The organism is Pseudomonas sp. BBP2017 (assembly GCF_003024385.1).
Taxonomy (GTDB): Bacteria; Pseudomonadota; Gammaproteobacteria; order Pseudomonadales; family Pseudomonadaceae; genus Aquipseudomonas.
Genome location: NZ_PVZN01000035.1, coordinates 1 through 9306 on the forward strand (window position 1 = coordinate 1; position 9306 = coordinate 9306).

Annotated in this window: 9 protein-coding genes and 1 pseudogene; 5 read left to right on the forward strand and 5 right to left on the reverse strand. The window is 59.6% G+C overall.

All coding sequences use genetic code 11. The features are described 5' to 3' along the window. Positions 1-353: 353 nt before the first annotated feature. The 3 genes from C6382_RS23575 to C6382_RS23585 are packed head-to-tail and all read left to right on the forward strand — an operon-like array spanning position 354 to position 2601. A complete protein-coding gene (locus C6382_RS23575) occupies positions 354-779 on the forward strand; it encodes a hypothetical protein (protein WP_107026709.1) in 426 nt (141 codons plus the stop codon). Between the two features lie 3 nt (positions 780-782). After that, positions 783-2207, forward strand: coding sequence for a PAAR domain-containing protein (locus C6382_RS23580; protein ID WP_107026710.1), 1425 nt, complete (start codon positions 783-785; stop codon positions 2205-2207). Next, entirely contained in the window at positions 2200-2601 is a 402-nt protein-coding gene (locus C6382_RS23585) for a hypothetical protein (protein ID WP_107026711.1), read from the forward strand. The genes C6382_RS23580 and C6382_RS23585 overlap by 8 nt, the downstream gene beginning before the upstream one ends. A gap of 54 nt (positions 2602-2655) precedes the next feature. Here the strand turns inward: C6382_RS23585 and C6382_RS23590 are convergent, their stop codons facing one another. Further along, positions 2656-3435, reverse strand: a complete 780-nt coding sequence (locus C6382_RS23590; protein WP_107026712.1) for an exodeoxyribonuclease III — start codon at positions 3433-3435, stop codon at positions 2656-2658. A gap of 80 nt (positions 3436-3515) precedes the next feature. On the opposite strand from C6382_RS23590, the gene pyrE reads away from it, so the two are divergent. After that, positions 3516-4157 (forward strand): orotate phosphoribosyltransferase, encoded by a 642-nt coding sequence (gene pyrE, locus C6382_RS23595; RefSeq protein WP_107026713.1) that lies wholly within the window; start codon positions 3516-3518, stop codon positions 4155-4157. A gap of 43 nt (positions 4158-4200) precedes the next feature. Here pyrE and argB read toward each other — a convergent pair whose 3' ends face one another. From argB to coaBC, 4 genes and pseudogenes are all read right to left on the reverse strand, one after another. Continuing rightward, a complete protein-coding gene (argB, locus tag C6382_RS23600; RefSeq protein ID WP_045181313.1) occupies positions 4201-5106 on the reverse strand; it encodes an acetylglutamate kinase in 906 nt (301 codons plus the stop codon). A 29-nt stretch (positions 5107-5135) separates the two neighbouring features. Next, positions 5136-6512 (reverse strand): annotated as a pseudogene (locus tag C6382_RS23605) (phosphomannomutase/phosphoglucomutase); the annotation flags it as partial. A 136-nt stretch (positions 6513-6648) separates the two neighbouring features. Next, on the reverse strand, positions 6649-7104 hold the full coding sequence (gene dut / locus C6382_RS23610) for a dUTP diphosphatase (RefSeq protein WP_107026715.1): 456 nt from the start codon (positions 7102-7104) through the stop codon (positions 6649-6651). 6 nt (positions 7105-7110) lie between these two features. Further along, positions 7111-8319, reverse strand: a complete 1209-nt coding sequence (coaBC, locus tag C6382_RS23615) for a bifunctional phosphopantothenoylcysteine decarboxylase/phosphopantothenate--cysteine ligase CoaBC (RefSeq protein WP_107026716.1) — start codon at positions 8317-8319, stop codon at positions 7111-7113. A gap of 132 nt (positions 8320-8451) precedes the next feature. Here coaBC and radC point away from each other — a divergent pair, with 132 nt between their 5' ends. Continuing rightward, a complete protein-coding gene (gene radC, locus C6382_RS23620) occupies positions 8452-9132 on the forward strand; it encodes a DNA repair protein RadC (protein WP_107026717.1) in 681 nt (226 codons plus the stop codon). The last annotated feature ends 174 nt before the right edge of the window (positions 9133-9306 follow it).

The following is a 9306-nucleotide window of genomic DNA, read 5'->3' on the forward strand; positions in this document are numbered from 1 at the left end:
CGATCTGATCAACCACTGCCAATTTAAAAGACAGCGAGTAATCACGCTGAGTACGCTTAACACCTTGCGCCATCTGGATCTCCGGAAATTCGGGATGGGAGGTGTAAACCATATTCAGGACGGGACAGTTGAAGAAAAAAGGCGAGCCTCGAGCTCGCCTTTTTCATGTCTGCTTTTTGGTTGTCAGAGAATGCGGGCTTGCTTGTAGTCCGGGATTTTTCCTGCAAAAAAACGTCGGATCTGACAATGAAATCCGGGTGTGGAGTAGGACGTTTCTGTATCGGTTTCTACTGGGTTTTTAGCTGTAAATGCCGTGCTAGATTCCGGGCTTCACTTGCCCAAGGAATCAGTACATGTCTATCAGCAACGATCACTCCGCAGTTTCCTTCTCCAATGAACTGACGCCAGAAGTGCTGGCGACGTTGAGTCCATCCGTTACTTCGGTCACGGCCATCTATCGTTTGGCCACTCAAGGCAGTCGAACCCGTGACGGTGGTGTCATCCGGCAAGCCACTTCGCCCATGACTATCACGCTGTCTGGTGGCCAGGCTGTAGGTGTGGCCCAGACCGGCGACTGGGTCGAGTACCCGGACGGCAGCCAGGCACAGATCATCACGGGTGCTGGAGAGCATTCGCGGCTGGGTGAGCACAGTGTTGCATTGGTTGGCAGTGTGCTGAGCAACGGCGACGAAATCATCGATACCCTGCAGGACTGTGCATTAATCGCTCAACAGGCAGGCAAATCAATGGCGGATGATTTTCTGGCTGTTGTGGGGTGACCGATGGCCGACCGCATGAACATGAATGGCCGCGGCGCTGGGCTGCATGGCGACCAGACCACGACTGGGGCCACCTGCCTTAGCAGTCAGGCCTCTCACACCCAGGATCGGGTCCCCCATCTGCGGCTGGGGGATGCGACCACGCCCTGTCCGCAATGCGGTCAGGCCGGGCAGATTGCCGAAGGTTACGACGGTTGGACCATTGAAGGCTTGGCGATAGCCGTTGACGGTGTGCAGATCAATTGCGGCTGCCCGCCGGGTAGCAACCGGCTGATAGCTCCCCTGTACGGTGGGGGTGTTACTGCCGCGCCGACAACGAACGGTTTTTCCGAGCCGGCTCGCCCGGTCGTCAATCCGCCTTCGTCGATGCCGATGTCCGGATTTGCTTCCGCGCCCCGCGCCCAACCAGTTATTGCCGCCGCACCGGGCACGTTGGAGCCTGGTTTCTATGTGGTACCGCGCAGCATGTCAGGGCAGCAGGTGCTGGTTGAGCTGGGTGGTGAAAGTCGCTACCTGAGCGCCCGATTGCATCGGCTCAATCCCACCTTTGCCCAGGGCTTCAAGGCGGGTGAGCTGTTCGTCATTGGTGATCCGAATAATGGCACGGCCTGTACGCGAGAGGAGGCTCAGTTGATGGCCGCTGCTGCTCAGGTCCGCGAGGCACTGGTGCCGCTCAATGAGGGCGAGGCCAATTTTATGGTCCGCTACCAGGGGGAGATTGCCGGGTTGCTCAGTGGAGCGAGCCAGTCGATGGGAGTTGCCAAGGACATGCTTGCCCAAGGTTTGCACCAGGTCAAAGGCACCTTGCAGGCGTTCGAGAACCTGCACCAACGCATGTTTCGCATTTACGGGCACCTTAAGAGTCCCGAGTTCTTCGCTTCGCGCCAGCAGTTGTACCGCCAGCTGGATGCTCAGCTGAAGAGCGCGTTCCTCAACAAAGTGCTGAATCTGGGCAGCTACGACACCTTGCGGCGCGATCTGGGTATCTCCACCAAGAGCCTGGTGCACCACTGGAGTCGCGCCGGTGCGCCGGGTGAGATTCCCGGTTACGCCACGCATCTAGATCAGGTGGCCAAGACCGCGAAGTACCTGAAGCACGGTGGGTATGTGGGTATCGCTTTGGGCGGGGGAGCATCGGTGCTCAAGGTGCAGGAGGTGTGTCGCTCCGGAGAGACGGAGGAATGCAAAAGGATTCGATTTACCGAGGCAGGGAGCTTTTCTGGGGGACTAGGTGGTGGCGCGGTTGGTGCTCTTATAGGAGGTGACGTCGCCGTGGCTGTATGTGGTTTTGCTGCAGTTGCAGGTCCGGTTGGCGTAGGCTTGTGTGGAATTGTATTGGTTGGCGGCGGATCACTTATCGGGGCAGTCGGCGGCGAGTCATTTGGAGAGTGGTTGGGGGACAACATTTACGAGGCGCAAGGTGATTGATATCAACACTTGGCCGCCCGGTATTGCGATCGCCTTTGGGTTCGCCCCCTTTGTAATCGGCTTATCCGGTGTAGCGATGAACGCCTACATCGCCCATAGCCGTGACTTCGACATCATCATTGCAAGCCTTCCAAATAGCGTTTGGCTGAAGATGCAGGTACCTTTCTGGGGAACAACAAGGTTGAAATCGCGCTGCTATCTGCTCAGTACAATCAGTGGCGCGATGCTCTATCCCAAGTTAAGTGTTCGCTTGGGAATGATGGACGCAGACGATTTACGGAATTTTCCACGCAGGTTGCGGCGTCGGTTACTGGTAGCGTCCTGGTTGGGCATAACGGGTGCAGTTTGGCTCGCGGTAGGTGTTGCCTTGATCAAACTCTCTCCAACACGCTGAAACGTCAGCCACAAAAAAACCGACATGACGTCGGTTTTTTTGTGGCCGAACGAATCAGATCGTCAGCGTCCAGTCGTAGTCCACGATCAGTGGCGCGTGCTGGGAGAAGCGCGGTTGACGCGGCAGGCGCGCGCTACGCACGAAGCGGCGCAGGCCCGGGGTCAGCAGCTGGTAGTCGAAGCGCCAGCCCAGGTTGAGCATCTCGGCCTGTTCGTTATCCGGCCACCAGCTGTACTGGTCGCCTTCACGGCTGACTTCGCGCAGGGCGTCGACATAACCCATGTCACCGACCACGGTGTCCATCCAGGCCCGTTCCGGTGCCAGGAAGCCCGGCGACTGCTGGCCATCGCGCCAGTTCTTGACGTCGAGCTTCTGCTGCGCCACGTACAACGAGCCGCAATAGATGTACTCGCGACGTTTGCGTCGCTGCTTGTCCAGGTACTTGGCGAAGTCGTCCATCATCTTGAACTTTTGGTTCAAGTCTTCGTCGCCGTTCATTCCCGAAGGCAGCAGCAGCGTTGCGATGCTTACCTTGTCGAAATCGGCCTGCAGGTAACGTCCGTAGCGGTCGGCTGTCTCGAAGCCCAGGCCGCTGATGACTGCCTTGGGCTGCAACCGCGAATAAAGTGCCACGCCGCCTTGGGCGGGAACTTCTGCGTCGCAGGCATAAAGGAAGTAGCCATCGAGCTGGAAAGCTGGGTCGTCGAGTTCAAAGGCCGAGGCGCGGGTATCCTGAAGGCAGATGACGTCGGCATTCTGGGCTTGTAGCCAGCTGAGCAAACCACGCTCGACTGCAGCCTGAATGCCATTAACGTTCACACTGATGATCCGCATAAATGGCCCCAAAAATCTCGTGCGTGTATGATACCCGAGCTGTACTCAATTAGCTAAATCCGTGGTATCCGGGACTCTTCATGCAGCCGTATCAGCGCGACTTCATTCGTTTTGCCATCGACCGCGGGGTTCTGCGCTTCGGTGAATTCACCCTCAAATCCGGGCGCACCAGCCCGTATTTCTTCAATGCCGGCCTGTTCAACAGTGGCTCGGCCTTGGCTCAGCTCGGGCGTTTCTATGCAGCGGCGATCGTCGACAGCAAGATTCCGTTCGACGTGCTGTTCGGCCCGGCCTACAAGGGTATCCCCCTGGCGGCGGCCACTGCCATAGCATTGGCCGAGCATCATGACCTCGACCTGCCATGGTGCTTCAACCGTAAAGAAGCCAAGGCCCATGGTGAAGGCGGCAGCCTGGTTGGCGCACCGTTGACCGGCGACGTACTGATCATCGACGACGTGATCACTGCGGGCACCGCGATCCGCGAAGTCATGCAGATCATCCAGGGCCAGCAGGCCAAGGCTGCTGGCGTACTGATCGCGTTGAACCGCCAAGAGCGTGGTAACGGCGAGCTGTCGGCGATCCAGGAAGTGGAGCGCGACTTCGGTATTCCGGTAGTCAGCATCGTTTCGCTGACCCAGGTGCTGGAGTTCCTCGCCGACGACCCGGCGCTCAAGCAGCATCTGCCGGCCGTCGAGGCCTATCGGGCCCAGTACGGGATCTGAGGCAAATAAAAAAGGCGACCTTCGGGTCGCCTTTTTCGTGCTTTTATCGCGGCTTGCTGTTGGTAATCAACGTACCCACACCACTGTCGGTAAAGATCTCCAGCAGCACCGCATTCGGCACCCGGCCATCAATGATGTGCGAGCTGTTGACGCCGCCTTGCACTGCTTCCAGGGCACAGCGGATCTTCGGCAGCATGCCGCCGTAGATGGTGCCATCAGCGATCAGCTCGTTGACCTGCTCGGTGGTCAGGCCGGTGAGTACGGTGCCTTGCTTGTCCATCAGCCCGGCGATGTTGGTCAGCAGCATCAGCTTTTCAGCCTTCAGTGCTTCCGCCACCTTGCCTGCCACCAGGTCGGCGTTGATGTTGTACGACTCACCGTTGGCGCCGACGCCGATGGGCGCGATAACCGGGATGAAGTCACCTTTGACCAGCATGTTCAGCAGGTCGGTATTAACCCCGACCACTTCGCCGACATGGCCGATATCGATGATTTCCGGGGTGGTCATCTCTGGTGTCTGGCGGGTAACGGTGAGCTTTTTCGCCCGGATCAGCTGGGCATCCTTACCGGTCAGGCCGATGGCGCTGCCGCCATGGCTGTTGATCAGGTTGACGATGTCCTTGTTCACCTGGCCGCCGAGAACCATCTCGACCACGTCCATGGTCTGTGCGTCGGTAACGCGCATGCCATCGATAAAGTGGCTTTCGATCGACAGGCGCTTGAGCAGATCACCGATCTGCGGGCCGCCGCCATGCACGACCACCGGGTTGATGCCGACTGCCTTCATCAGCACGATATCGCGGGCAAAACCGGTTTTGAGCTCTTCGCTCTCCATCGCGTTGCCGCCGTATTTGATCACCAGGGTCTTGCCGACAAAACGGCGGATGTAAGGCAGCGCTTCGGACAAAACCTGGGCGACATGGGTGGCGGCATCGCGATCGAGGGTCATGCAGGGCTCCAGTTGGAACAGATAGTCAGTCAGAACTTGGGTTGCAGATCAGGAGCAACGCGCTTCAACTGGGCGCGGAAGACTTCCTGGATACGCTGCAGTTCGGCGTCGGTGTCGGCCTCGAAGCGCAGCACCAGCACCGGCGTGGTGTTGGAGGCGCGAACCAGGCCCCAGCCGTGGGGATAGTCGACCCGCACACCGTCAATGGTGGTCAGGTTGGCGTCTTGGCCCCAGTCGGCTTCGCGTTGCAGTGCATCAATGATGCTGAATTTACCTTCGTCGGTCACATCAATATTGATTTCCGGTGTGGAAATATCATTCGGGAACGCGGCGAACAGCTGTTCGGCATCGGTTTTGGCTTTGCTGAGGATCTCCAGCAAGCGCGCGGCACTGTAGATGCCGTCGTCGAAACCATACCAACGTTCCTTGATAAAAATGTGTCCGCTCATCTCGCCGGCCAGGAGTGCGCCGGTTTCCTTCATCTTCTTTTTGATCAACGAGTGACCGGTCTTCCACATTAGCGCGCGACCACCGTATTGCTCGATCAACGGGGTCAGGCGGCGGGTGCATTTGACGTCGAAGATGATCTCGGCGCCTGGGTTGCGCTCAATCACATCCTGGGCAAACAGCATCAGCAGGCGATCGGGATAGACGATGCTGCCGGTGTTGGTGACTACGCCGACACGGTCGCCATCACCGTCGAAGGCCAGGCCGAGGTCAGCACCGGTTTCCTTGACCTTGGCAATCAGGTCGACCAGGTTCTCGGGTTTGCCCGGATCCGGGTGATGGTTAGGGAAGTTACCGTCGACTTCGCAGAACAACGGGATCATTTCGCAGCCCAGGGCTTCGATCAGTTGCGGGGCAATCACACCGGCCGCACCGTTGCCGCAGTCGACGACGACTTTCAGTTTTTTCGCCAGCTTGATGTCGCCAGTGATCTGCTGGAAATAGCGATCAAGGATTTCGACTTTTTCGACACTGCCTTCGCCGCGGCTCAAGTCGTTGGTCTTCAGGCGGGTCAACAGGGCCTGGATCTGTTCGTTGGCCAGGGTGTCGCCGGCAATAACGATCTTGAAACCGTTGTAGTTCGGCGGGTTGTGGCTGCCGGTGAGCATCACACCGGACTTGCCGGCCAGGACGTTGGCGGCGTAGTACAGGGCAGGAGTCGGCACCAGGCCGACATCGCTGACCCGGCAGCCGGCTTCGACCAGGCCGTTGATCAGTTGCTCGACCAGCATCGGGCCGGACAGGCGGCCATCACGGCCGACCGAGATGTTCGGTTCGCCCTGGGCCAGGGTTTGCGCACCGATGGCGCGGCCGATCCAGTAGGCGGTTTCGGCGGTCAGGGTGTCACCGACCACACCACGGATGTCGTAAGCGCGGAAGATGCTTTCTGGAAGTACGGGTACCAGTTGTGCCATGTCGTTCATCTCTGGGGAGCTCCAATATCGAGGGCGTGCAGGGCAGGCTTGAACTGAACGCTTTGACGGTGTTTTCGCCAGAGAGTTCGCCATCCTTGGCGCACAGTAGGCAGCGGCTGGATCAGCTGCTGCCGGAATGTCCAAAGCCACCAGCACCGCGCTGGCTCTCGTCGAAGGCTTCGACGATGTCGAAGTGAGCCTGCACCACCGGTACCAGGACCAGTTGCGCAATACGCTCGCCGATGGCGATGGTGAATGGGGTCTGGCCGCGGTTCCAGCAGGAAACCATCAGTTCGCCCTGGTAGTCGGAGTCGATCAGGCCGACCAGGTTACCGAGGACGATGCCGTGTTTGTGGCCAAGGCCTGAGCGCGGCAGGATCAGCGCGGCGAGGCCCGGGTCGCCGATGTACACCGACAGACCAGTAGGGATCAACACGGTCTGGCCCGGCTCAAGAACGGTGTCTTGCTTGAGCATGGCGCGCAGGTCGAGACCGGCCGAGCCCGGGGTGGCGTACTGCGGCAGCGGGAATTCGCTGCCGATGCGTGGATCGAGGATTTTGGCTTGTAGAGCGTGCATGCAGAGTTAAACCTGGTTGAGACGTTCGGCGATGAAAGCAACCAGCTGGCGGGCGATCTTGCCCTTGCTGGTCTGTGCGAAGAGTGTTTCGTGAAGCTGGCGATCGATCACGCTGCAGGCGTTTTCCTCGCTGTTGAAGCCGATGCTGGGGTTGGCCACATCGTTGGCGACAATCAGGTCGAGGTTCTTGTCTTTGAGCTTGCGCGCAGCGTAGTCGAGCAGGTGTTCGGTCTCGGCGGCGAAGCCGACGCTGAATGGGCGATCGGAACGGGTGGCGATGCTGGCCAGGATGTCCGGGTTGCGGACCATCTGCAGCAGCAGGCCGTCACCTGTCGTAGGGTCTTTCTTGAGTTTCTGTGGTGCGACCACTTCCGGGCGGTAGTCTGCGACCGCGGCCGAGGCGATGAAAATATCGCAGGGCATCGCCGCTTCGCAGGCAGCCAGCATGTCGCGGGCGCTGACCACGTCGATACGGTTAACCCGGTCGGGCGTTGGCAGGTGCACCGGGCCACTGATCAGGGTCACCTTGGCGCCAGCTTCCACCGCCGCTTCGGCCAGGGCAAAGCCCATTTTCCCGGAGCTATGGTTGGTGATGTAACGCACCGGGTCGATGTTCTCCTGGGTTGGTCCGGCAGTGATCACGATGTGTTTGCCGGTCAGCGATTCGCGTTTGAAGCTTTCGGCGGCGCACCAGGCCAGGTCCGTGGCCTCAAGCATGCGGCCGAGGCCGACATCGCCACAGGCCTGACTGCCGGAGGCCGGGCCGAAGACCTTGATGTCGCGGCTCTGCAGCAGTTCGAGGTTGGCCTGGGTGGCCGGGTCGCGCCACATGGCCTGGTTCATCGCCGGGGCGACGGCCACGGTGGCATCGGTGGCCAGCACCAGGGTGGTCAGCAGGTCATCGGCCACGCCTTGGGCAAGGCGCGCCAGCAGGTCGGCGGTGGCTGGCGCAATCAGCACCAGATCGGCCCATTTGGCCAGCTCGATATGGCCCATCGCCGCTTCGGCAGCAGGGTCCAATAGGTCCATGTGCACCGGGTGGCCGGACAGTGCTTGCAGGGTCAGCGGGGTGATGAACTCCGCGCCACCGCGGGTCATGACGACGCGCACCTGCGCACCGTGTTCGAGAAGCCGGCGAACCAGTTCGGCACTCTTGTAGGCGGCGATGCCGCCGCCGACGCCGAGAACGATGCGCTTACGATACAGCCGCTGCATAGGCTTGCCTTTTGCTCAATGATTACACGCGGCGACGACGCCTCCCCAGGCCGAATCGTCGCGTAAAAAAGAGCGGCTAATGTAGCACAGGGCACAAACACAGGAGCAGTAACCGATGGACAGGGAGGCGGGATGAGTATCAGGGACTGGCCTGCGGCGGAACGGCCACGGGAAAAACTGTTGGAGCGTGGAGCAAGCAGCCTGTCGGACGCTGAGCTGCTTGCGGTTTTTTTGCGCACCGGTGTAACGGGGATGAGCGCGGTCGACCTGGCGCGTTATCTGTTGGAAAAATTTGGTGGGCTGAGGCAGTTGCTCGAAGCGGACATGCCGACCTTCCTTGCCGAGGTGGGACTGGGGCCCGCCAAGTACACACAGTTACAGGCTGTTATGGAAATCGGGCGACGGCACTTGGCTGAGACCATCGCGCGAGACTCCGCCATCCAAAGCCCGAGAGCCGTACGGCGATATTTGAAGTCCATGCTGCGTCATGAACAAAGTGAGGCGTTTGGTTGCCTGTTTCTTGATACCAAGCACCGTCCGTTGGGGTTTGAGGTGCTGTTTAGAGGAACAATCGACAGTGCCAGCGTTTATCCGCGAGAGGTTGTCAGGCGATCTTTGGCTAAGAATGCAGCAGCCCTGATCCTGTGTCACAACCATCCTTCCGGTATATCAGAACCCAGTCAGGCAGACCTGCACATGACGCTGCGGCTCAAAGATGCCTTGAGCCTGGTTGAAGTGCGCGTGCTTGACCACATCATCATTGGCGATGGTGAGCCGTTGTCGATGGTCGAGCAGGGGTGGTTCGCTGCGTGAAATGCGAGATCGCGGGGCAAGCCCGCTCCCACCGGATATTCACCCTCCCGGTGGGAGCAACTGTCTTCACCATGCTATTCGTCACCGCCATTCGGTACCGTCGCGTAGCATGGCGTTCAGCCTGATCAGCAGTATCCGCATGCAGGCAATGAGCGCGACTTTCGCGCTCTTGCC